Below are 22,079 nucleotides of genomic sequence, written 5' to 3' on the forward strand. Positions count from 1 at the left end.
GCAGAACATGCCCGAACGGTTCGCTCTGATGCCGAAAACTCACGATCACGAGTGGCTTTCACGCAACCGTCCGACCGGGGCGGGTCCGCCGTGGTTCATTCGGTGCCGTGTCCCGACCTTCCGAACCCGCCCGCCGGGCGCTGGCCGTCGCCGACCTGCTCGACCTTGCCGGATACCCGGCCGAGGCGCACGAGCGGCTCGCCGCCGAGATCGCCGCCGACCGGACCGGCGCCGCCGACCGGGCCCGGCTGCTCGGGCGGCTCGCCGCCGGATACGGCCACGACCGCCCGTCGGTGGCGCTGGCCCGGCTGCGGCAGGCCCGCGCCGACGCCGCTCCGGACCAGCGCGGCTGGCTGCTCGCCACCGAGGCGTCGATCGCCGCCCGGGTCGGCCACCCGGACACCGACGGCCTGCTGCGGGCGGCGGGCCGCGCCCGCGCGGCCCATCCGACACCGGCGGTCGGCGCGCGGCTCACCCTGGCCCGGGCGGCCCGCGCGCTCACCGTCGGGGCACTGCCCACCGCCCGGGACACGCTCGCCGCCGTCGACCCCCAGCACCCGGCGGTACGCGGGGAGGCGGTCGCGCTCCGGCTGGACCGGATCGAGGTGCGGCTCGCGCTCGGCGGGTACGACGACGCGGCGGTGGCGCTGGACGCCGCGTACGCCGACCTGCCGGCGGGCGCGCGGCCGGCGTTGACGGCGCTGTCCTGCCGGCGGTTGCTCGCGGTCGGCGCGCTGCCCGAGGCCGACGCGCGGGCGCGGCTGGCGCTGGCCCGGGGTCCGCTCGGCGACGAGGCCCACGCCGCCCTGCTGGCGGTACGCGTCGAGGTGGCGTACCGGACCGGTCGCCCGGAGCGGGCCCGGGCCCTGCTCGCCGAACACCACCCGGGTGCGCCCTGGCCGGACCGCGTCCCGTGGGCGTCGCTGTGCTGCGCGGCGGCCGGGGACCCCGATCCGGCCCGACACCGGGACCTGCTCCGCGCCGTCACCGACGACCTGGCCCGCACGGTGCGACCGGTGCTGGCGGTGGCCCAGTACGGTCCACGGCTGGTCCGCGCCCTGCTGCTGCTCGGCGACGCCCGCCGCGCACGGGCCGTCGCGGGCCGCCTGGCCGAGGTGGCCGGGCGGACCCCCGTACCCCTGTGGGGTGGGCTGGCCGGGCACGCGGACGGCCTGGCCCGTCGCGACCCGGCGGCGTTGCGGGCGGCGGTGGCGGCGCTGCGGACCACGGACGCCCGGCCGGCGCTGGCCGACGCGCTGCTCGACCTGGCGCGCTCGCCCCGAGTCCGGCTGCCGGAGGCGCGGGCGGCGGCGCGGGAGGCGGCGGCGCGGTACGGCCGGTCCGGCGCGACCGGTGACCAGGCCACCGCCGAGCGGTGGGACCGCCGGCTCGACGAGACCCGCCGCCGTCCGGCTCCCCGGCCGCCCGGCCACGGCCCGGCCGCGCTGACCGCCCGCGAGGCCGGCATCGCCGACCTGCTCGCCGCCGGGGCGACCAAGCAGCAGGTCGCCGGCCGGCTGCACCTGTCGTTCCACACCGTCGACACGCACGTACGCGCCGTCTACGCGAAGCTCGGCGTGCGCAGCCGACTGCAACTGGCCCGCGCGTGGGACGCTCGGCCGGCCGTCAGCGCACCACCGGCCGCTTCTCCTTCGGCAGCGCCTCCACCAGCTCACGGGGCAGGTTGAGGGTGGCGGCGCTGATCTCGGCGGGCAGGTTCGCCATCCACTGGGTCAGCGAGATGTCCTCGAACCGGGGCTTGCGGAACATCTCCAGGAACACCAGCGGCTCGTCACCGAGGTTCTCGATCCAGTGCCCGTAGGCGAACGGCACGTAGCCGACGTCGCCGGCCCGGAAGTCGAACGTGCGGGCCACCCCGCTGCTGGCGAAGACGCCCATCCGCCCGTGCCCGGAGAGCCAGTACTGCCACTCGTCGTCGGTCGGGTGCCAGTGCAGCTCCCGCAGGCCACCCGGCTCGATCTCCACCAGCGCCGCGCAGATCGCGGTGGACGCGGCGAAGTTGGCCGCGTCGGCGATCCGGACCGTGCCGCCGGGGAAGCGCTCCGGCGCCTGGGCGAGCAGCCGGTGGGAGAACGTGCGCGGCACGTCGCCGGTCGGGCTGACCACCCGGTCCTCGGCCAGCGGCGGCGGCACCTCGCTGGGGAAGATGTACCGCTCCCGCTCCGGCAGGCTCGCCAACTGCTCCCGCGTCCAGCCGAAGTTCTTGGCCAGCACGCTTCGCGGCGTGTGCGCGAAGAAGTCACTGATCAGGAACGTGCTGTTCTCGGAGAACGCGCCGTCGTCGAAGACCAGCAGGAACTCCACGCCGTCGTCGAGGGCCTGGATGTGGTGCGGGATGCCGTGCGGGAAGAACCACAGGTCGCCCTGGCGCACGTCGTCGAGGAAGGTGCGGCCCTCCTGGTCGACCGCGCCGATCCGGCAGCTCCCCGAGATGACGTACGCCCACTCCGCCTGCTTGTGCCAGTGCAGCTCCCGGTACGCCCCGGGCTCCAGCGACATGTCCACCCCGGCCAGCTCGGTGGCGACCGGCAGCTCCCGCCGGGTGATCTCGCGGGTCCAGCCGCCCCGCTCGATCCGGGTGTGCGCGTCGGCGAAGGAGAACTTCAGGTTGGGCATCGTCCCCGAGTCGGTGGGCGGCGGGGCGAGCAGGTCCGGGTTCTCCCGGTCCCGGGTCACGTCGCGTGGCCCGGTGTCCCGGCCGCCCGCCGCACCGCGTACCGGCTGCGGCATGTCGTTCGAGGTCATGGGTCGATCGTCGGGCGGCGGGCGGGCAGGGCACATCACGCGTTCACGGGAGCGGTGTTCCGCTGCCCGCCGCCACCGTCAGGACACCTCCCGGCGCAGCGTCCGGACCAGCCCGGCCACCAGCGGCAGGAGCATCCAGACGGCCAGTGAGACCCCGAGGCGGCCCCACTGCCCGGCCGTCACGTCCGGCCCCAGCAGCGGCTCCATCGTGTACGTGGTGTCGAGCCAACGCGCCGGCCCGCGCAACCCCTCGATCAACGCGGCCAGCACGCTCCACACGGTCGGCAGCAGCAGGTACGTGACGATCGCCAGTGGCGTGTTCCGCAGCAACAGACCGAAGCCGGCGCCCATCAGCACGTTCGCCACCTGGAACACCGCCGCGTACGGCAGCAGCGCCCAGTCGAACGTCCAGGCCCCGGCCCCGCCGGTGGCCCCGGCGGCCAGCGTGCCGGCGGCGGCGACGGCGAGGCTGACCAGCACCGAGGCGAGCGCGGCCAGCACCACCGCGGCGAGCTTGGCGACGATCACCCGCTCCCGGCGGGGCACCAGCGCGAACGTGGTCAACGCGGTGCGCTGGGACCACTCGCCGGTGATGGAGAGGATGCCGAGCACCGGCAGCAGCAGCCCGACCGGCAGCAGCGACGGGGAGAAGAACGCGGTGAACGTCTGCTCCGCCGCGTCGGTGACGACGAGCTGCACCACCACGATGGCGGCCGCGATCAGCCCGATCGTGATCAGCAGCCAGCGCCCGGCCCGGGTGTCGGCGAGCTTGCGCAGCTCCACCCCGGTGAGCCGGGCCAGCGAGGGGCCGGCGGCGGGCTCGTGCCGCGCCGGGGCGGCGGTGGGGACGGTGGCGGTGGTCATCGGACGGCCTCCTTGGTCGACGCGCCGGCGGTGAGGGTGAGGAAGAGCTGTTCCAGGCCGCCGCTGCCGGCCGGGCGCAGTTCGGTGAGGACCAGCCCGGCGTCGGCCGCGGCCTGGCCGACGGCCGCCGGTTCGGCCCGGACGACGAATCCGCCGCCGGTGTCGGCGGTGGCCGGCAGCGCGGCCCGGTCCAGGGTGAGGCGCAGGGCGTGCTGGTCCCGGGCGCGCACCAGGGTGCCGGCGCCGGCCAGCAGCTCGCCCTTGTCGCCCTGGGCGACCACCCGGCCGCCGCCGATCACCACCAGCCGGTCGGCCACCGCCTCCACCTCGCGCAGCAGGTGCGAGGAGAGCAGCACGGTCCCGCCCCGGTCGGCGTAGTCGCGCAGCAGGCCGCGCATCCAGAAGATGCCCTCCGGGTCGAGGCCGTTGGCCGGCTCGTCCAGGATCAACACCCGGGGGTCGCCCAGCAGCGCCAGCGCCAGGCCGAGCCGCTGCCGCATCCCCAGGGAGTACGCGCCGACCCGCCGCCGCGCGGCGGTGTCGTTCAGCCCGACCAGGTCCAGCGTCGCGGCCACCCGCTCCCGGTCCACGCCCATGGTGCGGGCGGCCAGGGTGAGCGTCTCCCGGCCGGTGCGTCCGGGGTGCTGGGCCGAGGCGTCGAGCAGGACACCGATCTCCCGGCCGGGGTTGGGCAGCCGCCGGTAGGGCCGGCCGGCCACCGTGGCCCCGCCCGAGCTGGGCGGCGTCAACCCGCAGATCATGCGCATCGTGGTGGACTTGCCGGCGCCGTTCGGGCCGAGGAAACCGGTCACCGTGCCCGGTTCGCAGCGGAACGTGACGTCTTCGACGGCGGTGTGCGGGCCGTACCGCTTGGTCAGGTGGTCAACTTCGATCATGTGGTTGAGCCTGCCGGGGCCACCCGGTCGTCCGCTGCGGCCGGCGGTCGGCCGTCGCCTCGACCTCGGTCCACCGCAGGCGTCGACTTTGGTAGCTGGTCGCCGCCCCGGACGGCTCCCTAGCATTGGGCAGGTGAGCAGCGCCGTCGTACCCGATCATCCCTGGCTCCTGCCGGGCTCCCTGGTGCCCGCCCGGGCCGCCCGACGCACCCCGCGCGACTGGTTCGTCGACGGCCTGCTGTTCCTGCTCGCGCTGGGCTGGGTGCTCCTCGCCCACGACGACGCGATGAGCGACAATCCGGACTTCGCGCTCAACATCGGGCCGGCCTGGCTCGCCGAGGCCGACCTGTTCGTCGGCCTGCTGGCCAGCGGCGCGCTCTGGCTGCGCCGCCGCTGGCCGGTCGGGCTGGCGGTGGCCGTCGCGCCGCTGGCGCTCTTCTCGGTCACCGCCGGCGTCGCGCTGCTGGTCGTGCTCTTCACCGTGCTGGTGCACCGGCCGCTGCCGGTGGGGCTGGCGCTGGTCGGCTGGCACCTGCTCAGCGCGCTGCCCTTCACCGTGCTGCGCCCCGACCCGGCCCTGCCGTTCTGGGCCGCCATGGCCTGGATCGTGCTGTTCACCGGCATCGTGGTGGCCTGGGCGATGTTCGTCCGGGCCCGCCGCCAGCTCGTGCTGTCGCTGCGGGACCGGGCCGAGCGGGCCGAGGCCGAGCAGCAGCTCCGGCTCGACCAGGCCCGGCACCTGGAACGCAGCCGGATCGCGCGGGAGATGCACGACGTGCTCGCCCACCGGATCTCTTTGCTCAGCCTGCACGCCGGCGCGCTGGAGTTCCGCCCGGACGCGCCGCCGGCGGAGGTCGCCCGCGCCGCCGGGGTGATCCGGGCCAGCGCGCACGCCGCGCTCCAGGACCTGCGCGAGGTGATCGGCGTGCTGCGGGCCGAGGCGGGCTCCGAGGCCACCCCGGAACGGCCGCAGCCGACGCTCGCCGACGTGCCCGCGCTGGTCGCCGAGAGCCGGGACGCCGGGGTACGCGTCAGCGTGGTGGACGAGATCACCGAGCCGGCCGAGGTGCCGGCGGCGACCGGGCGCAGCGCGTACCGGATCGTGCAGGAAGCGCTGACCAACGCCCGCAAGCACGCGCCCGGGGCGGCGGTGACGGTCCGCCTGGCCGGCGGTCCCGGCGACGGGCTGGCCGTGCAGGTCAGCAACCCGTGGCCGGTGGGCGGGCCGGGCACGTCCATTCCCGGCACCGGCACCGGACTGGTCGGGGTCGCCGAACGGGTCACGCTGGCCGGCGGGCGACTCGACCACGGCCGCGCCGCCGACGGCGACTTCCGGTTGACCGCGTGGCTGCCCTGGGCCGCGGCGGCATGAGCACGCCGGTGCGGGTGCTGATCGTCGACGACGACCCGCTGGTCCGGGGCGCGCTGTCGATGATCCTCGGCGGTGTGCCTGAGCTGACCGTGGTGGGCGAGGCCAGCGACGGGTCCGAGGTGCCCGCGGCCGTCGCCGCGTACGCCCCGGACGTGGTGCTGATGGACATCCGGATGCCCCGGGTGGACGGGCTGGCCGCCACCGAGGCGCTGCGGGCCACGGCGGACCCGCCCGAGGTGCTGGTGCTGACCACGTTCGACGCCGACGAGCAGGTGCTGCGGGCGCTGCGCGCCGGGGCGAGCGGCTTTCTGCTCAAGGACACCCCGCCGGCCGAGATCGTGGCGGCGGTGCGCCGGGTCGCGGCGGGGGAGGCGACACTCTCCCCGGCGGTGACCCGCACGTTGATCGCTCACGTCACCGCCACCGCGCCGACGCCCGGCCCGGATCCGAGGCGGGCCCGGGCCCAGCGGCTGCTGGGTGGCCTCTCCGAGCGGGAGCGGGAGGTCGCACTGCTGCTGGGGCGGGGCCGCACCAACGCGGAGATCTCCGCCGAGCTGTTCATGAGTGTGGCGACCGTGAAGGCGTACGTGTCCCGGCTGCTCACCAAGCTCGACCTGAACAACCGGGTGCAGGTGGCGCTGCTGGTGCAGGACGCCGACCTGGTGTGACCTGGGACACTCTCACTGCTGATACTTTCAAACTTGAGAGTATCGGCGATGAGAGCTTCGCTTCCGGCCCGATTGAACTGTCGCCGGTGTCCGGCCGTACCAGTGGACGAGGATGTGGTGCGGCCGGTCCGCCGCACCGCTGCCGAGCTGCGGGAGGCCTGCCGTGCGAGTTGGTGAGCAGTCGACGGATCCCATCGACAAGGTCCTAGGTGAGGTGCCGTTGCCGGCGCCGCTGACCCCCGAGGACGTCCGCCTCGCGGTCCGGGCGGTGGTGGTGCACGCCGCCGAGGAATGGCCCGCGGGGCCGAAGTGCCGCAACGACGGTGCGGCGTTCCCCTGCCGGTTGCACCGTTGGGGACGCCGGGTGCTGGAGACACACGGCCTCAACGAGCGCCAGATCGACGCGTTGATCCGGCACGGCAACCCGTTCGTGCACGTACCCTTCCCGTTCGTGCTGACCGGGCCGACGGCCCGCCCGGCCGCCGCCCCGGTCGCCCGGTCCGGGGCCGGGCAGGCCCCGCGTGGTCCGCTCCCACGGGTCGCCGCGCCGCCGGTACGCCCCGGCCTGCGGCCCGCCGTCGCCCGTCCGGCGGCTGCCCCCGCCGTTCGACCGCGCTGGCCCCGGGCGAGCTGACGCCGGCCACAGCCGGCGGCCCGGCGCGGGGAGCCCCCACCCCCGCTCCGGGCCGCTCTCGGCCCCGGGCCCGGTAACGTGTGTTCCCGGGCCCGGGGCCATCCGGGCGGTGACCTGCGCGGACGGGGGAGGTGGGGCGGTGGCGCGCGGCGGGGTGTTCTGCGTCGAGGGGCAGTGGCACCGTGACCTCAACGAGCGCGGCTCCGTCCTGCCCACGCTCGACCTGCTCGAACGACTGGGCCGGATCCGCTACATCCACAAGGACGCCGCCACCCGCGACGAGCTGTTCTACTTCCTCGACCGGTGGCTGCTCAAGCAGTACGCGGACCACCGGGTCGGCTTCTTCGCCATGCACGGCGAGCCCAGCCGGCTCTGCCTCACCGACTGGGACTCGGTGGAGTTGTCCGACGTCGCCGAGCGGATGGCCGGTCGATGCGAGGGACGCCGCCTCTACTTCGGCAGCTGCTCGGTGCTGCGCGCCTCCGACGCCACGCTGCGCGGGTTCCTCGACGTCACCGGGGCGGCGTTGATCTGCGGATTCACCCGCGACGTGGACTGGGTCGAGTCGGCGGCGTTCGAGACCGTGCTGCTCGACGTGCTGGCCAACGGGCAGCGGCACAACGCGGCCGAGCTACGGATGGGCTCGGCGCACTGGGCGCCGCTCGCCGCGTACCTCGGTTTCCGGGTGATCTACGCCAACGGCCGTGCGTGGCGGCCCACCGCGCGCCCGCGCGTGCCGGAGCAGGTGTCCCCGCGTCGGGCCGCCGGCCGTCCGCGCTGAGGCCCGGCCGCCGGCCTGGTAGAACCGAGGGATGCCACGCAGCATCGCGCGCAACACCCGGGTCGACCGGGACGCCCTGACCGAGTTCCTCCGCCCCCGGCACCGGGTCGTGCTCATGACCACCCGCGCCGACGGCCGCCCGCAGTCCTCCCCGGTCTCCTGCGGGGTCGACGCCGAGGGCCGGCTGGTCATCTCCACCTATCCCGAACGGGCGAAGGTGACCAACATCCGACGCGACCCGCGCGTCTCCGCCTGCGTGCTCTCCGACGACTGGAACGGGCCGTGGGTGCAGGTCGACGGCGTGGCCGAGGTGCTCGACCTGCCCGAGGCGCTGGAACCGCTGGTCGACTACTTCCGCAGCATCTCCGGCGAGCACCCGGACTGGGACGAGTACCGGGCGGCCATGGTGAAGCAGGGCAAGTCGCTGATCCGGGTCACCATCTCCGCCTGGGGTCCGATCGCCACCGGCGGCTTCCCCGCCCGACTCGCCGACTGATCAGTACGCGGCGGTGAACCGCGCGTTGCCGAAGCGCGGGTTCTCGATCTCGTCGACGATCGCCACCGCCAGGTCCTCGTAGGTGAGCACCGAGCGGCCCTGGGCGTCGGTCACCGGGTGGTCGGCGCCGGTGCGGTAGTGCCCGGTCCGCTCGCCCGGGTGGAACTCCAGCGGCGGCGGGGAGACGTACGTCCAGGTCACCCCGTCGGCCGAGGAGCGGTAGAACTCCAGGGCGTCGGCCTGGCCCTCGGCCGACTCGCGGTACTCGGCGGGGAAGTCCGGTTCGTCCAGGAATCGAGTGCCGCGCGAGGTGAGCAGCGTCGCGCCGCCGCCGACATGGATCACGCGGGGCGGATCCGGCAGGTCACGCAGCGTGTCGACCAGCGTCCGCGCGGCGTCGCGCCACAGCTCCCGCTCGCCGCCGCCGATCGCCACCACCAGCACGTCCGCGTCCTCCGCCAGTTCGCGTACGCTCCGCGCCGAGGTCGCGTCACCGGTCACCGTGCGTACGCCGGCCGGCAGGTAGCCGACCGCTTCCGGACGGCGTACCGCGGCGGTGACCCGGTGCCCCCGCTCGACCGCTTCGCCGGCGATCCGGGAGCCCGCCGTCCCGCCGGCGCCGAACACGACGATGTCGCTCATGCCTCACAGGCTAGGCAGCGGGCCGCCGGGCGGGTGCCGTTCCACGGGAACCGGCCCCACCGGTTCCGCCGACGCTCAGTCGACCAGCGCCGAGTAGACGAGCTGGCGCAACTGGCTGCGCAGCGGGTAGGTGCTCGACGGCATGAGCTGGGTGAACAGCAACGCGGTGACCTCCTCCACCGGGTCCACCCAGAACGCGGTGCTGGCCAGGCCACCCCAGTAGTACTCGCCCACGCTGCTGGGCACCCGGGACGGCACCGGGTCGAGCACCACGGCGAAGCCCAGCCCGAAGCCGATCCCGTCGAGGACCGTCTCGGAGAACCCCTCCGGGGAGAACGAGGCGAGGTCCCGGCCGCCGGGCAGGTGGTTGCGGGTCATGAAGCGCACCGTGCGGGGGCCGAGCAGGCGGACGGAGTCCAACTCGCCGCCGCGCAGCAGGAACTGGGTGAAGCGGTGGTAGTCGGCGGCCGTGGAGACCAGCCCGCCGCCGCCCGAGTGCCACCCCGGCTCCACCAGCGCGGCCCGGCCGATGCCGTCGGCGCGTACCGCCTGGCCGGTCGCCGGGTGCGGGGCGTAGAGCGCGGCCAGCCGCTTGGCGTCGGGGGCGTCCACCCACCAACGGGTGTCGGCCATGCCGAGCGGGCGCAGGATCCGCTCGGTGAAGAACGCGTCCAGCGACTGCCCGGAGACCACCTCGACCAGGCGGCCCAGCAGATCGGTGGAGACGCCGTAGTTCCAGCTCGTGCCGGGCTGGAAGAGCAGCGGCAGCCGGGCCAGCCCGGCCGAGGCGGCGGCGAGGTCGGCCCCCGCCGGCACGCCCAGGTCGAAACCGGCCGCCCGGTAGATGCCGTCGACCACCGAGACCTGGGCGAAGCCGTACGTCAGGCCGGCGGTGTGGGTGAGCAGGTGCCAGATCCGGATCGGCTCGGTCGCCGGAACGGTGTACGGCTTGAGCACCGAACCCCGGTCGTAGACGCGCACGTCGGCGAACTCCGGCAGCCACCGGCTGACCGGGTCGGTCAGCTCGAACCGACCCTCCTCCCAGAGCATCATCGCGGCGACCGAGGTGATCGGCTTGGTCATCGAGTAGATGCGCCACAGCGTGTCCGCCTCGACCGGGGTGCCGGCCTCCCGGTCGCGCAGCCCGTACGTCGTCGAGTGGGCGATCTCGCCCCGGCGGGTGACGACGATCTGCCAGCCGGCGAGCCGGCCGTCGTCGACGTACCGGGCGAAGTGCTCGTCGATCCGCGCCAGCCGGGTGGGATCGAAGCCGACACGGCCGGGGTCGGTGCTCACTGCGACGCTCATCCCCGCGAACCTACCTGCCGGTACGTCGAGTCGGAAGTGTCGGCCGGTCACACTAGGGTCGGCGGCATGCCGGAGCCCGTCGAGGACGTCACCTACCGCCAGCAGGACTGGTACGCGGAGGAGCTGGTCGACCGGCACTTCGTACGCTGCGAGTTCCTCGACGTCGACCTCACCGAGGCGGTCAGCCGGGGCGCAGTCTTCACTGAGTGCGTCTTCGGCGGCGTGGCGTTCAACGCCTCCCGGCACGCCGACTCGGCGTTCACCCGCTGCACGTTCACCCGGTGCAACCTGTTCGAGGTCGAGTTCACCGGCTGCAAGCTGGTCGGCAGCAGCTTCGACCGCTGCGACCTGCGTCCGCTGCGGGTCGACCGGGGCGACTGGTCCTTCGTCGCGTTGCCCGGGGCCGACCTGCGCGGCGCCCGGTTCACCGACGTACGCATGCGCGAGGCCGACCTGACCGGCGCCGACCTGACCGGTGCGGTGCTCACCGGCGTCGACCTGTCCGGCGCCCAACTGCACGCCGTCAAGCTGACCCGCGCCGATCTGCGCGGCAGTGACCTGTCCGCGCTCGACCCGACCGCGGTCGAACGGGCCGGCGCGCGGGTCGACGTGGCGCAGGCCGTGGTGCTGGCCCAGGCGCTCGGCTTCCAGGTCGGCTGAGCCCGCCGTCCGCCCGTGCCGGCCTCCGTGGCGTCCGCACCGCCCGTCCACCCAACCGTGACCGGTCAGCTTCCGTCACTCGGCGTGGTCTCGCCAGAACATTCACTGCTCGAACGCGGTATACCTGTCAGTCATAATTATGACTGACAGGTATACCGTGCTCAAGGGTTCGGTGTTCCCCGCCTCGACACGCCCGGACAGTCGCTCTCGAAACTGGCATGCATCGACCGCTTCTCGAAGATCGAAGCGTGTGTCATCCTGCCCTGCGGCGGGCCGGGTGACGGCCGCCGGCTCCGGCGGCTGGGGGAGGGGCGGTGGCTGAGGACGAAGACATGCAGCCGGGAATCCGGGTCGGCGGCTGGCTGCCCGCCGCGCCGAACGAGCCAGCCGTCGCGCCGCAACCGCCCGCCGTCCCACGCCGCCTGCCCGGCAATCCGGACCACGCCGCGCCCCCACCGCCCGCGCCGGACCAGGACATCGCGCCGGACCAGGACATCGCGCCGGATCAGGGGGTCGCGGCGTCGACGAGCGACGCGACACCGCTCGGGCACGCCGTCCAGCGCCACCGGCTGACTCTCGACGATCCGACGTTGCCCGGGTACCGATCCGGCGCGTGGGTACCGGCCGGACCTTCACCCCACGATGTCGGCCCGCGCGGTCCCGTACCTGGCGGTCCGGCGTTGGTCGGGCCTCCGGGCGGCCTGGTCCCGCTGGTCGGCCCCGCACCGACGGGGTTGGGGGCGCTGCCGCGGGTGAGTGGGTCTCCGATGGAGGGTGTCGCCTCGCCCCTGCCGGGCCGGGTGCCGTCGGACGGTGGCGACCGGGCGGTGGGCGGGGAGCCGAGGCCGGCCGTGCTCGGGCGGCACAGCCAGCCCGCCCCCGAAGCCGGGACCACCCGGGTCGGCGCGGCCCGGGCCCGCCGTCGACGTCGGCGGGTCCTGCTGGCCGCCGCCGCGCTGACCGCGTCGGTGGCGGCGCTGGCGTACGCGGTCCGGTCGCCGGCGCCGCCGCCGGCCCGGTCGGACCGTGCCCCGGCGGCACCGACCGCTCCGACGCCGACCGCTTCCGAGGCGGCGCCGACCGCCGCGCCGCCCACGGTCGTGCCGGTCACCGGTGACCCGGCGCTCCCCGGCGGGCCGCTCCTCGGCCTGGACCAGCAACCGATCCCGGCGTCGGTGTCGCTCACCCTGCTCGGCACGCGGGACTGGCGACACTGGGGCGGTACCGGCGCGCAGAGCGTCCAGCGCAAGCAACGCGGCACCGGCGAGATCGAGGACCCGGGCGGCGACCGGCTGGAACACAACGCCGGGGTCTCGGGTCTCACCTGGACCGACGGCACTCCGACGGTACGGCAGGAGGGCGTCCGGTCGGGCGTCTTCCAGCGTGGCGCCGGGAAGACCTTCACCCTCGGCGTGGCCGGCAGCGGTGACCTGCGGACCGTCCGGATCTTCGTCGGCGCGTTCTCGGCCGGGGCCCGGCTCGACGTGTCGCTCTCCGGTGGCGGCGACCCGGCGGTCCGGGAGGTGCCCCTCGCCCGGGGCGACCGCTTCTACCAGTACGTCGTCCACTTCCGGGCGCCACCCGGCCAGCGGCTGCTGATCAGTTGGCGGGCCCTCACGGTGACCGGTGGGCAGAACGACGGGGTGTCATTGGAAGCGATCACGGTAAGCTGACCGACCGCGCGGCCGGACCGCGGCGAGTCCACTCCGCTACCGTGAAGCCGGTCTCGCTTCGGCCGCTCCCGGCGGCGCAGCGCGATCGAAGCGGAGGGTGTGGTGGGCGAGGAGGACCGTTCGCGGACCAGCCCCGGCTCGCATCGGGAGGGTCGCCCGCGCNGGCCGCGTTCCTGTGCCTGGCCGCGCTGGCGGCCTACCTCGGGGTCGAGCGGCACGACACGCCGCGCGCGGAGAGCGCGGTGCTGCCGGTGGCGCCGACCGGCCGGGTCGGGCTGCCGAGCCAGGGCGAGGGCGCGGTCGTCACCCCGGGCCTGCAACCTCGGCAACGGCCGCCGTCACCGAGCCCGTCGCCGTCGACCGTGGCACCGGCCACGGTGGCGCCGCCGACCCTCGCGGTGAGCCGCGCCGACGTGCCCGCCTCGGTCGATCTCACCACCGTGGGCCCCGCCGACTGGGCGCACTGGGGTCTGCTCGGCGACCGGCCGGTCCGCAAACGCGGCGGGTCCGGCGACATCCGGGACGAGGGCGGCCAGGGCAAGCGGGAGAGCTACCACAACAACCCCGAGGCGTACGCCTGGCGCGACGGCACCCCGGTCGGGTCCGCCCGCGGCACCATGTCCGGGGTGTACACCTGCGGCCAGGGCAGTGGTTTCCACCTGGCCGTGACCGCCAACGGACAGCCGCGCACCGTGCACCTCTACGCCGGGCTCTGGATGGCCCGTGGACGGCTCGACGTGCGTCTGTCCGGCGGCGGCCCGGTCGACACGATCCGGATGGAGGACCCGCACACCGTCCTCACCACCGACTTCACCGTCCGGTTCCGGGCTCCGCGCGGCGCGAAGCTGCTGCTGACCTGGACCGTGGAGGAGTCCCTCGGGCAGTGCGGCAACGTCAGTCTCCAGGCCGTCGCGCTGCGCTGAGCCGGACCGGGACAGTTTGTCCGTCGCGCGGGGAACGGAGCGCTGTACCTTTTCCCGATGTTCCCGTCCGACCATCCTCTGTGGAGGCCCGCCCGATGAGCCGCGTCGCGTCCGTCGTCCCTGCCCGCCAGTCCGCCGACGGCGGCGTGCTGTGGGAGATCCCGCTACCGCCGTACGTGACGGTCGAGGACGTCCAGTTCGCGGTGCGGGCGGTGGTGGTGCACGCGCCACGGACCTGGTCCGGCGGGACGGTCTGCCGCAACGACGCCAGCCCGCACCCGTGCCGGCTGCACCGCTGGGGCCGGCGCGTCCTCACGTTGCGTGGCCTGCCGCCGGCCGCGATCGACGCGTTGGTCGAGCGCGGTGATCCCACCGCGGACCCGCCTCCGTTCCGACCCGGCGCCTGAGCTCACGGCCGCGGCGTGGCCACCCGCTCCGCCGGTCCGTACCCGGCTGCCCCCGGGCGCAGGATCAGCGGCGCGGCCAGGGCGGCGAGCGCGCCACCCAGCAGCGGGAAGACGATGAAGACCCAGAGCTGGCGTAGCGCGGTGCCGCCCTGGAACAGGGCCGGGCCGAACGACCGCGCCGGGTTGACCGAGGTGCCGTCCAGGGTGAGGCCGACCAGGTGCGCGGCGGCCAGAGCCAGGCCGATCGGCACCCCGGCGAACGCGGCGTGCTCGCCGCGGCCGGTCACCACCAGCACCACCAGGACGAAGAGGAACGTCAGCACCGTCTCCAGCACGGCGGCGCCGCCCAGGTTGATGTGTGCGCCGTACCCGTTGGTGCCGAGCGCGCCGGTCTGGTCGGCCACGTCACCCCATCGGGTGAGTGCCCAGATCACGAACGCGGCGACCGTCGCGCCGGCGAACTGCGCGACCCAGTACGCCACCGCGCCCAACGGCGAGATCTTGCCGGAGAGCAGCACGCCCAGCGTGACCGCCGGGTTGATGTGGCTGCCGGAGAGCGGCCCCATCGTGTACACCAGCGCCAGCATGGTGAACCCGAACGCCAGCGCGACCACCACCACGCCACCCTGGACCCGGGCGAAGACGGCGCTGCCCACGCCGAAGAAGACGAGCAGCAACGAGCCGAGGAACTCGGCGATGTAGCGACGCGGGTCGTCCATGCCCCGAGCTTATGGATCGGCCGGCCCGACGGAGGCGAAACGGCAGTTCACGAGCGTGCGGCCGATCATCCGGGCAGGGNACCGAGAACGCCGTCCTGGTGATCCGTGACCTCGCCGCGCAGCAGGACGTCGCCGACGCGGGCGGGTTGCGCATCGCCGCCGACACCGACGCCGGTTCGCTCTCCATCGAGCTGGTTCCGCAGCCCGTGCAGGGTGACCAGGTGGTGGACACCCAGGGGGCGCGGATCTTCCTGGACTCCGACGCCGCCGAACTGCTCAACGACACCTCGGTCGACGCGGTCGTCGACGAGGAGGGCGTGGTCCAGTTCGGCTTCACCGAGAAGGAGTGACCCGGCCGGCGCGTCCCCGTTCGGGGGCGTTCCGACCGGCCCGCCACGAGTCGTCGCGTTGCTCCGTCCCCGGTGGCGTCAGCGCGGCCAGCACGTACGCCAGGTGGTGCGACGTGCTCCAGGCGATCCAGTTGGCCGGTGAGCCGGCGCCGGCCCCGCGTCGGGCCCGGCGTAGGACCTCGTGGTCGCCCCAGGAGAAACCGGCCCCGGTCGCCGGCCAGTGCGGGGCGGCCACCAGCGTCCGGCACAGGTCGGCGATGCGCTCGTCGCCGCGTCCGCCCCGCCGGCACCAGCGGTAGACCCACCATGCGTCGTCCGCCGTCCAGCGCAGCGTCGGCAGCCGGTCGCCCGGGGCGTCCGGATCACGCGTCGCGCAGCTCACGCCGTAGTCGCCGTACCCGAGACCAAGGTCGGCCACCCGGTGCCAGAGCAGCCAGTCGTAGCGCTCCAGGCGGACCGGCTCGTCGGTCGGCAGCCCGGACGGGGTCGGTGGCATCCCACCGGCCGCCACGGTCACCGACCGCCACGCGTGCCGCCCGGCCCACCGCGCCGCGCGCCGTACCCGCGGCTCGACCGTCCGCACGTCGGCCAGGCAGCACACGTCGCCCGTGTCCAACAGCAGGTCGCACTGCTCCGGCGCCAGGCCGGTCGACCGCCACACCCGTTCGGCCGCGGCGGTGGCGGCGTCCGGCCCGACCCGGTCCAGCCCGACCCGCAGCCGAACCACCGCCCGTCGCGTCCAGGCCCGGGCCGCCGCGCCGTGGGCCCCCAGCCGCCGGTCACTCTCCGCGAGGCCGATCACGGGCACCAGGGGTACGCCCCACCGCACCGGATCATGCTCCGGGGCGTCCGGCAGCGCCGACACGTCGACGGCGGGCACCAGGCCGGCGGGCAGCCGTCCGAGGGCTCGCGCCGGCCGCACTTCCTCCCGGGGAACGTCGACGATCGGTGCGATCAGCCCGGCGGCGGTGGCGTCGAGGTGGGCCAGGGCGTCCAACTCGCCCCGCCGGCCGGCCAGCACAGGACGGTAGACGGGGTCCGGCGCACCACCGGGCGCGGACATCATAATTAAATGTAGCTACTCGACTGCGCTGCGTCACCGGCTTCCCGACCCGCTCGGGTGACCCGACGAAGCCGGGCGCGGAACATCCGCACCCGGCCCCGTACCCGGCCGCTCGTCAGTCGTCGGCGCCGTGGCCGCCGTGGCGGTCTCCGCCGTGGTCGTCCCCCCGGTCGTGCGTGCCGCCGTCGTCCCCGCCCCGCCGGTCGTCGGCCCCCCNTTCGAACTCGAGCACGGCGCCGGTGTCCCGGTCGACCTTCACCTCGTGCCGCCGGCCGTCCACAGTGACCTTGACGCTCCAGGCCGGACGGCCGTGCTCGGTCTCCGCCTCGACCTCGGTGACCCGACCGCCACCGGTACGGGCCAGCGCCACCTCCACGGCCCGCTGCCGGCTCACCCCGAGGCGAGCCGCCGGGGCCGTCCCGCCGTCGTCGCCCGCCCGGGTCGGGCCGCTCCCGCCGGCCGGTCCCGTCCGCGTCGGACCGTCGTCCGCGCCCCGGTCGGGGTTGTCCTCCCCGGCCGTCCGCGTACGGGCCGGGTTGTCCTCCCCGGTCGTCCGCCCCCGGGTCGGATTGTCCTCGCCGGTCGTGCCGGACCGGGCCGGGTTGTCCTCGACCGTCACGGCGGCCGGGGCGGTAGGTCCGCTCGTCCGGTCGGCCGCGGTCACGCCGAGCGCCGCGCCGGTCACCACCAGCACCGCCAGGCCACCGGCCGCCGCCAGGGTCAGGGAAGTTCGTCGTCGCATGGGTGCCACCTCTCCTCGATTCCTGCCGTCGAGAGTGCGCGCCGAACGGTCAGCGCCGCGCTAGCCCAACGACAAGGCCGGGTTAAGGCCGAGCGTGAGCACCACCCGGGCCCCGCCGCCGGGAGCGGTGGTCAGCTCCAGCTCGCCCCCGCCGGCGCGGGCGGCCCGCTCGGCGATGTCCAGGCCGAGCCCGGTCGAACCGGCCCGGCTGGCACCCCGCCGCACCGGACCGGGTGGCAGCCCCGGGCCGGAGTCGGAGACGGTCAGCGCCACCCGACCGGCCGCCACCGCGAGCCGTACGGTGAACGGGGTTCCGTCCGGGGTGTGGGCGAACACGTTGCCCAGCAGCGCGTCCACCGCGGCGGCCAGTTCGTCACCGCCCAACCCGACCGGCAGCGGGCCGGGGGCCAGGTCGAGGGTCACCGTCCGGCCGGTGTCCTCCGCGAGCACCGACCAGAACGTCACCCGTTCGCCCACCACCGCCGCCGCGTCGCAGCTGCCCCCGGCCGCCGCCGTACTGCGCCAACGGGCCTGCCGGATCACCCCGGTCACCGCCCGCTCCAGGCCGTCCACCGCGGCGGTGACGCGGGCGGCGTCGTCCGGGTCCCGCAACGACTCGGCCTCCAGCCGCAGTGCCGTCAGCGGGGTACGCAGCCGGTGCGACAGGTCGGCCACCTGCTCCCGCTCCTCGCGCAGCAGGACCTGGATCCGTTCCGCCAGATGGTTCAGCGCGCCCGCCACCTCCCGTAACTCGGTCGGGCCGGCCGGCTCGACGCGGGCGTCGAGTTCGGCGTTGGCCAGCCGGTGGCTGACGGCGGACAGCGCGGAGATCGGCCGCACCAGCGCGCCGGCCAGCCGGTCGGCGACGACGAGTCCGACCACGACGAGGAGCGCGCCGAGCAACGCCAGCACCGACCAGGCGCGGCTCACCCCGGCGGTCAGCTCCGCGCGGGGCACGAGGGTACGGATCACGCCGGTGCCCTCCGGCCGTCCCTGCACCGCGATCACCACCTCCCGCCCGGCGGCGGTCTCGACGGTCAGGCTCTGCCCCCGGGCGGCCAGCGTGACCGCCGGGGTCCGCGCGGCCGGGGCACCCAGCACGGTGCCGTCGGCCAGGAAGACGCTCACCTCACGGCCGGTGTCCACGGCGAGCTGGTCCACGGTCGACCGGACCGTGCCCGGGTCGGCGGTGCCGACCACCGCCACCAGGCGCTGCACGTCGGCGGTGGCGTGGGCGGTCGCCCGGTCCGCGGCGACGGTACGCACCAGCACGGCCAGCGGCACCAGGAACGCCACCATGACGAGCACCCCGACCGCCGCGACCAGGAGGGTCAACCGGCCCCTCACCGGTCGTCCCCCGGCACGTCGAGCCGCACCCCGACGCCGCGCACCGTGTGCAGGTAGCGCGGTGCCTGGGCGCTCTCCCCGAGCTTGCGCCGCAGCCAGGACAGGTGCACGTCGACCGTCTTGTCGGCCCCGCCGTACGGGATCCGCCACACCTCGGTCAGCAGCTCCCGCTTGGTGACCACCTGTCCGGGTCGGCCGGCGAGGTGGTGCAGCAGGTCGAACTCGCGTGGGGTCAGCTCGACCGGCACGCCGTCGAGGGTGACCTGCCGTGACCGTGTGTCGATCCGGAGGCCACCGACCACGAGCGCCGCCTCCGGCGTACCGGCGGTGGCCGAGCGCCGCAGCACGGCGCGGACCCGCGCGTCCAGTTGCGCGGCGGTGAACGGCTTCACCAGGTAGTCGTCGGCGCCCGCGTCGAGCAGACGGACGATCTCGACCTCGTCGTCGCGGGCGGTCGCCACGATCACCGGCACGGTGCTGACCGCCCGCAACATCCGCAGCAGTTCCCCGCCGTCCAGGTCGGGCAGTCCGAGGTCGAGCACGACCAGGTCGGGTCGGTCGTCGAGGGCGTCCCGCAGCCCGTCCAGGGCGGTCGACGCCGCCGCCACCGCGTGCCCCTGGTCTCGCAGGGCGCGCAGCAGCGGGGTGCGGATGGTCAGGTCGTCCTCGATGAGCAGCAGGCGCGCCACGGAAGGCAGGTTAGCCCCCGACCGGGTGGGAACCGGCATCCCTTAACCGGGCCTTAGCGTTGCCCGATGCTCCGCCCAACCTTCGGCGGGGCACACTCGGGGGATGGATCGCCGTCCGTTCCTCGCCGTCGCCGGCTGGCTGGCCACGACCGCCGTCGCCACGCTCGTCGGGTTGGCCGCCGTCGACCGGGTGGGCGCGGATCTCACCGGAACGGCAGGTGGGGTACGCACCGAGCGGGAGGTGGCCCGCGCTCTCGCCGTACCCGAAGCGGGCACGTCCGACGCGACTGGCCCGACCGACGCGACTGGCTCGTCCGGCTCGTCTGGCTCGTCTGGCTCGTCTGGCTCTTCCGGCTCGTCTGGCTCGTCTGGCCCGTCTGGCGCGACCGGCTCGGCGGGCGCGGTCCCGGCCGGGACGCCGAGCACGGCCGGCTCGGGGCCCGGCACGCCGGGGTCGGGCGGGCGCGGCTTCGTGACCGCCGGCGGCAGCGTCGAGGCGGTGTGCGTGCCCGGCGGGGTCCGGGTGGTGTCCTGGTCCCCGGCGTCCGGGTACCAGACGAAGGAGGTCGACCGGGGGCCGGACGAACACGTCGAGGTCCGTTTCGTCGGCGTCGGGCAGGAACACGAGATTCGGCTGCGGTGCCGCGACGGGGTGCCCGTGAGAGACCCGCACGATTGATGTTTCCGCAGCTCAGATGGGTTTACTGTCCTTGATCGGACAGTGCTGCCGGTGGTCGGTGGGCAGGGCGTCGACATAGCGTCGAAGCATGCCCAGCCCCGGAACGAGGAGGGGGGCTATCGGCCAGCCCACCCCGAGCGTGCAGGAGGCCGCGCGCGTCGACACCGAGATCGACTCGTGTGCGTCGGTCGGGCTGCCCCGCACCGCCCGCGTCCTGTTCGCCGTCGTCGACGCCAACGGCACCCTGGTACGCGGTCTCGGCGCCACCTCGGCCACCCGGCTCGCCGCCGGGATGTACCAGGTCGCCTTCGATCAGGACGTGGCCGGCGCGGCGTACGTCGGGACGGTGGGCCTGGTCGGCGGTGGCGGGCTCGCGCCGCAGGGCGTCGTCACCGTGTCGCCGCGCACCGGGATCGCCAACGCGGTCTTCGTCGAGACGCACGCCCCGAGCGGGCACGCGGACCGTCCCTTCCACCTGACGGTGCTCGCGTGACGGGTGCGGAGACGAGCGCACGGCGCCGTCCGACCCGGAAGTCGTAACGTCGCCGCGCTCTGGCCGTCTCCCACCGCCGCAGCCGTGCTGGCGGTACGCCAGCGGGGACCTGGCTCGACCGGCCCAACCCGCACCGGTTCTTGTGGGGGAGCACATGCCCGTCCGCAGCGGGTCCAAACCTGACCGCGGTGGGGAATTCCACCATCTGCCACTCCCGGCGTGGCGGGCGTGCGAACGGGGTATGTGCGGTCCATGGAGCATTTCACGATCGCGACCGTGGCCGAGAAGAGTCCCGACTTCCGCCGCGTGCTCTGGACCGGGGAGCACACGCAGTTGGTCATCATGACCATTCCGCCGGGCGGCGAGATCGGCGAGGAGGTGCACGAGGGCATCGACCAGATCCTCACGTTCGTCAGCGGCACCGGCGAGGCGCGGGTCGCCGGGGAGAAGAAGGACGTCGTCGCCGGCGACCTGGTGGTCGTGCCGGCCGGCACGAAGCACAACTTCGTCAACACCGGGCCGAACCCGCTGGTGCTCTACACCGTCTACGGCCCGCCGGAGCACGCCGACGGCGCGGTGCACAAGACGAAGGAGGAGGCGGACGCCGCCGAGGAGGCCGGCGAGGACGAGCCGCCCACGTCCTGAGCGCCCAAGCCGCGCTCCCGCACGCCGCACGCTGCGCGCGCAGGTGCGCGGGTGCGCGGGTTAAGAAGGGGCCCCTCCTATACCGGAGGCGTTAAGAAGGGGCCCCTCCTTGCACCCGGCGGCGGTGTTGAGGACGATGACGCGTTCGCCGGGGCGGATCCAGCCGCCGGCTCGCAGGTGGCGGGCCGCCGTCAGGCAGGCCGCGCCCTCGGGGCAGAGCAGCAGGCCCTCCCGGGCGGCGAAGTCGCGCAGGTCGGTGAGGATCTCCGCGTCGTCCACCGCGATCGCGGTGCCGGCGCTGTCCCGCAGCGCGGCCAGGACCAGTTCGTCGCCGAGCGGGGCGGGCACGGTGATGCCGAACGCGACCGTGTGCGCGTCCGCCCACGGCGTGGCCCGCGCCTCGCCGGCCGCGAACGCGCGCACGATCGGCGCGCAGCCGGTGGACTGCACCGCCACCAGTCGGGGCAGCTTGTCCTCCACCCAGCCCAACTCACGCAGCTCGTGCAGCGCCTTGTGGATGCCGATCAGCCCGACGCCGCCGCCGGTCGGGTAGATGATCACGTCGGGCACCTGCCAGCCGAGCTGCTCGACGATCTCGTACCCCATGGTCTTCTTGCCTTCGAGACGGTAGGGCTCGCGCAGCGTGCCGGCGTCGAAGATCCGCCCGCCAGCGGCGGCGACCAGCGCGGCGATCTCCCGGCCGGCGTCGTTGATCAGGCCGTCGACCAGCCGCAGGTCCGCCCCGGCGGCCAGGCACTCCTGCCGGCAGATGACCGGCGCGGCCAGCGGCATGGCGATCGTGGCGCCGATGCCGGCGCGGGTCGCGTAGGTCGCCCAGGCCGCGCCGGCGTTGCCGTTGGTCGGCATGGCGATCCGCTCGACGCCCAGCTCACGGGCCCGGCTCACGCCGACCGCCGCGCCCCGGGCCTTGAACGACCCGGTCGGGATCAGCCCTTCGTCCTTGACGATCAGCTCGTCCACGCCGATCTCGTGGCCGTACGCCGGGGCGCGCCACATCGGCGTCCAGCCCTCGCCCAGCGTGGTGACGAAGCGCGGATCGGCCACCGGCAGCAGCTCCCGGTAGCGCCACAGGTCGGCCGGGCGGAGCCCGAACTGCTCCGGGGTGACCGTGGCGGCGACCGCGGCCAGGTCGTAGCGGGCCAGCAGCGGTGAGCCGCACTCGCACAGGTTCTGTACCTTGTCGGCCGGGTGGTCCAGGCCGCAGCGCGGGCACTCCAGGTGCGTCAGGTGCACGGTGGTCC

25 protein-coding genes are annotated in these 22,079 nt (G+C 74.8%); 14 read left to right on the top strand and 11 right to left on the bottom strand.

Annotated features, from left to right (window positions below; translation table 11 throughout):
• Positions 1-107 precede the first annotated feature (107 nt).
• Positions 108-1,688 carry a helix-turn-helix domain-containing protein gene (locus B1205_RS18890; RefSeq protein WP_140158098.1) on the top strand — a complete coding sequence of 527 codons (1,581 nt, stop codon included), beginning with the start codon at positions 108-110 and terminating at the stop codon, positions 1,686-1,688.
• Here B1205_RS18890 and B1205_RS18895 read toward each other — a convergent pair.
• From B1205_RS18895 to B1205_RS18905, 3 genes are all read right to left on the bottom strand, one after another.
• Positions 1,627-2,766, bottom strand: a complete 1,140-nt coding sequence (locus B1205_RS18895; protein WP_089156792.1) for an oxalate decarboxylase family bicupin — start codon at positions 2,764-2,766, stop codon at positions 1,627-1,629. The genes B1205_RS18890 and B1205_RS18895 overlap by 62 nt on opposite strands.
• Positions 2,767-2,844: 78 nt before the next feature.
• A complete protein-coding gene (locus B1205_RS18900) occupies positions 2,845-3,630 on the bottom strand; it encodes an ABC transporter permease (protein WP_089156793.1) in 786 nt (261 codons plus the stop codon).
• Positions 3,627-4,526 (bottom strand): ABC transporter ATP-binding protein, encoded by a 900-nt coding sequence (locus B1205_RS18905; RefSeq protein WP_089156794.1) that lies wholly within the window; start codon positions 4,524-4,526, stop codon positions 3,627-3,629. The genes B1205_RS18900 and B1205_RS18905 overlap by 4 nt, the downstream gene beginning before the upstream one ends.
• A 133-nt stretch (positions 4,527-4,659) precedes the next feature.
• On the opposite strand from B1205_RS18905, the gene B1205_RS18910 reads away from it, so the two are divergent.
• The 5 genes from B1205_RS18910 (at position 4,660) to B1205_RS18930 (ending at position 8,477) form a co-directional block, all read left to right on the top strand.
• A complete protein-coding gene (locus B1205_RS18910; protein WP_089156795.1) occupies positions 4,660-5,898 on the top strand; it encodes a sensor histidine kinase in 1,239 nt (412 codons plus the stop codon).
• Entirely contained in the window at positions 5,895-6,566 is a 672-nt protein-coding gene (locus tag B1205_RS18915) for a response regulator (protein ID WP_089157086.1), read from the top strand. The genes B1205_RS18910 and B1205_RS18915 overlap by 4 nt, the downstream gene beginning before the upstream one ends.
• A gap of 163 nt (positions 6,567-6,729) precedes the next feature.
• Positions 6,730-7,200 carry a hypothetical protein gene (locus B1205_RS18920; RefSeq protein WP_089156796.1) on the top strand — a complete coding sequence of 157 codons (471 nt, stop codon included), beginning with the start codon at positions 6,730-6,732 and terminating at the stop codon, positions 7,198-7,200.
• A 139-nt stretch (positions 7,201-7,339) separates the two neighbouring features.
• Positions 7,340-7,981 carry a DUF6642 family protein gene (locus B1205_RS18925; RefSeq protein ID WP_089156797.1) on the top strand — a complete coding sequence of 214 codons (642 nt, stop codon included), beginning with the start codon at positions 7,340-7,342 and terminating at the stop codon, positions 7,979-7,981.
• Positions 7,982-8,012: 31 nt separating this feature from the next.
• Positions 8,013-8,477, top strand: coding sequence for a PPOX class F420-dependent oxidoreductase (locus tag B1205_RS18930; RefSeq protein WP_089156798.1), 465 nt, complete (start codon positions 8,013-8,015; stop codon positions 8,475-8,477).
• Here the strand turns inward: B1205_RS18930 and B1205_RS18935 are convergent, their stop codons facing one another.
• Together B1205_RS18935 and B1205_RS18940 are read right to left on the bottom strand one after the other, a co-directional pair.
• Positions 8,478-9,119, bottom strand: coding sequence for an NAD(P)-dependent oxidoreductase (locus B1205_RS18935; RefSeq protein WP_089156799.1), 642 nt, complete (start codon positions 9,117-9,119; stop codon positions 8,478-8,480). It lies immediately after the preceding gene.
• A gap of 75 nt (positions 9,120-9,194) precedes the next feature.
• Entirely contained in the window at positions 9,195-10,427 is a 1,233-nt protein-coding gene (locus tag B1205_RS18940; RefSeq protein ID WP_089156800.1) for a serine hydrolase domain-containing protein, read from the bottom strand.
• A gap of 66 nt (positions 10,428-10,493) precedes the next feature.
• On the opposite strand from B1205_RS18940, the gene B1205_RS18945 reads away from it, so the two are divergent.
• From B1205_RS18945 to B1205_RS18960, 4 genes are all read left to right on the top strand, one after another.
• Positions 10,494-11,087 (top strand): pentapeptide repeat-containing protein, encoded by a 594-nt coding sequence (locus B1205_RS18945; protein ID WP_089156801.1) that lies wholly within the window; start codon positions 10,494-10,496, stop codon positions 11,085-11,087.
• Positions 11,088-11,401: 314 nt separating this feature from the next.
• On the top strand, positions 11,402-12,760 hold the full coding sequence (locus B1205_RS29210; RefSeq protein ID WP_140158099.1) for a hypothetical protein: 1,359 nt from the start codon (positions 11,402-11,404) through the stop codon (positions 12,758-12,760).
• Positions 12,761-13,002: 242 nt separating this feature from the next.
• Positions 13,003-13,683: a hypothetical protein gene (locus B1205_RS18955; protein WP_254910041.1), complete on the top strand. Its 681-nt coding sequence runs from the start codon at positions 13,003-13,005 to the stop codon at positions 13,681-13,683.
• A gap of 95 nt (positions 13,684-13,778) precedes the next feature.
• On the top strand, positions 13,779-14,090 hold the full coding sequence (locus tag B1205_RS18960; protein WP_089156802.1) for a hypothetical protein: 312 nt from the start codon (positions 13,779-13,781) through the stop codon (positions 14,088-14,090).
• A 2-nt stretch (positions 14,091-14,092) separates the two neighbouring features.
• Here B1205_RS18960 and B1205_RS18965 read toward each other — a convergent pair whose 3' ends face one another.
• Complete coding sequence (locus B1205_RS18965) at positions 14,093-14,809, bottom strand: MIP/aquaporin family protein (RefSeq protein ID WP_089156803.1); 717 nt, start codon at positions 14,807-14,809, stop codon at positions 14,093-14,095.
• Between the two features lie 95 nt (positions 14,810-14,904).
• Here B1205_RS18965 and B1205_RS18970 point away from each other — a divergent pair, with 95 nt between their 5' ends.
• Positions 14,905-15,159: an adhesin gene (locus B1205_RS18970; RefSeq protein WP_089157088.1), complete on the top strand. Its 255-nt coding sequence runs from the start codon at positions 14,905-14,907 to the stop codon at positions 15,157-15,159.
• On the opposite strand, the gene B1205_RS18975 is transcribed toward B1205_RS18970, so the two are convergent.
• From B1205_RS18975 to B1205_RS18990, 4 genes are all read right to left on the bottom strand, one after another.
• On the bottom strand, positions 15,143-16,222 hold the full coding sequence (locus tag B1205_RS18975; RefSeq protein WP_254910042.1) for a beta family protein: 1,080 nt from the start codon (positions 16,220-16,222) through the stop codon (positions 15,143-15,145). The genes B1205_RS18970 and B1205_RS18975 overlap by 17 nt on opposite strands.
• Before the next feature lie 115 nt (positions 16,223-16,337).
• Positions 16,338-16,964, bottom strand: a complete 627-nt coding sequence (locus tag B1205_RS18980; RefSeq protein ID WP_089156804.1) for a PepSY domain-containing protein — start codon at positions 16,962-16,964, stop codon at positions 16,338-16,340.
• Positions 16,965-17,024: 60 nt separating this feature from the next.
• A complete protein-coding gene (locus B1205_RS18985; protein ID WP_089156805.1) occupies positions 17,025-18,311 on the bottom strand; it encodes a HAMP domain-containing sensor histidine kinase in 1,287 nt (428 codons plus the stop codon).
• Positions 18,308-19,000, bottom strand: a complete 693-nt coding sequence (locus tag B1205_RS18990) for a response regulator transcription factor (RefSeq protein WP_089156806.1) — start codon at positions 18,998-19,000, stop codon at positions 18,308-18,310. Before B1205_RS18990 ends, B1205_RS18985 begins: the two co-directional genes overlap by 4 nt.
• 103 nt (positions 19,001-19,103) lie before the next feature.
• On the opposite strand from B1205_RS18990, the gene B1205_RS29865 reads away from it, so the two are divergent.
• The 3 genes from B1205_RS29865 (at position 19,104) to B1205_RS19005 (ending at position 20,817) form a co-directional block, all read left to right on the top strand.
• Positions 19,104-19,679 (top strand): hypothetical protein, encoded by a 576-nt coding sequence (locus B1205_RS29865; RefSeq protein WP_089156807.1) that lies wholly within the window; start codon positions 19,104-19,106, stop codon positions 19,677-19,679.
• 88 nt (positions 19,680-19,767) lie between these two features.
• Positions 19,768-20,172 (top strand): hypothetical protein, encoded by a 405-nt coding sequence (locus B1205_RS19000; RefSeq protein WP_089156808.1) that lies wholly within the window; start codon positions 19,768-19,770, stop codon positions 20,170-20,172.
• Between the two features lie 252 nt (positions 20,173-20,424).
• On the top strand, positions 20,425-20,817 hold the full coding sequence (locus tag B1205_RS19005; RefSeq protein ID WP_089156809.1) for a cupin domain-containing protein: 393 nt from the start codon (positions 20,425-20,427) through the stop codon (positions 20,815-20,817).
• Between the two features lie 60 nt (positions 20,818-20,877).
• Here the strand turns inward: B1205_RS19005 and B1205_RS19010 are convergent, their stop codons facing one another.
• Complete coding sequence (locus tag B1205_RS19010) at positions 20,878-22,071, bottom strand: threonine synthase (protein ID WP_089156810.1); 1,194 nt, start codon at positions 22,069-22,071, stop codon at positions 20,878-20,880.
• Between the last annotated feature and the right edge of the window lie 8 nt (positions 22,072-22,079).

Source organism: Micromonospora sp. NBS 11-29 (assembly GCF_002140155.1).
Lineage (GTDB): Bacteria > Actinomycetota > Actinomycetes > Mycobacteriales > Micromonosporaceae > Micromonospora.